This window comes from Microbulbifer okhotskensis (genome assembly GCF_023895975.1).
GTDB classification, from domain to species: domain Bacteria; phylum Pseudomonadota; class Gammaproteobacteria; order Pseudomonadales; family Cellvibrionaceae; genus Microbulbifer; species Microbulbifer okhotskensis.
In genome coordinates, this window is sequence record NZ_JALBWM010000340.1 from 1 (window position 1) to 692 (window position 692).

The following is a 692-nucleotide window of genomic DNA, read 5'->3' on the forward strand; positions in this document are numbered from 1 at the left end:
CCACTAACACCGGATACCAGAGCGCAGCCACTAACACCGGAGACCAGAGCGCAGCTGAAGTTGGAGGCCAACACTCAATCGCCCTGGCAGCAGGCGCTGAAAGTAAAGCTCGCGCCTCTGAAGGTAGCGCCATTGCCCTTTGCTATCGAAATGACGAGGGAGAGCTAATTCATATCCGTGCAGCAATTGCAGGGCAAGGAGAAATCGAACCAAACAAATGGTATTCGCTAAATGAAAGCGGTGAGTTTGTTTGTGAGGAATCTGCAGAGGAAGTGGAGCCGGCTTAGCGCTGGCACCACTCTAATAACGGGAGCGAGCAAAATGTCTGAGAATCTAAGCATCTGGCAGCGAGTAAAGAAAACTGACGCTCGCTTTGTAAAAGAGTCAACGCTAGAAGGTCGTAAAACTGCCAGCATCAATCATATTGCCATGGTTGAGAAGGCTACCGAGATATGGGGACCGATCGGCATTCACTGGGGCTACGAAATCGCTGAAGAGCGCGACGACCAGGGTGCACCGGTAATTCTTGATGGTCAGACAATTGGCCACAGTACCACCCACACAATCAAGCTCCGCCTTTGGTACATGGTCGACGGGAAGCGAGGTCATGTAGAAAACTACGGCCATACACCTCGCATCTACTGGTCACATAAAAACAAGTACTTTGTCGAAGATAAAGAAGCAGCCAAGAA

The 692-nt window shown here is 50.6% G+C and carries 2 protein-coding genes; both read left to right on the forward strand.

Annotated elements, in window-relative coordinates; all coding sequences use genetic code 11:
• Window positions 1–287: YdhT family protein (locus MO867_RS22400; protein ID WP_252473293.1), on the forward strand; the 287-nt coding region annotated here is incomplete at its 5' end.
• 34 nt (window positions 288–321) lie between these two features.
• Window positions 322–692 (forward strand): hypothetical protein (locus MO867_RS22405; protein WP_252473295.1); only part of this gene is annotated, 371 nt, incomplete at its 3' end.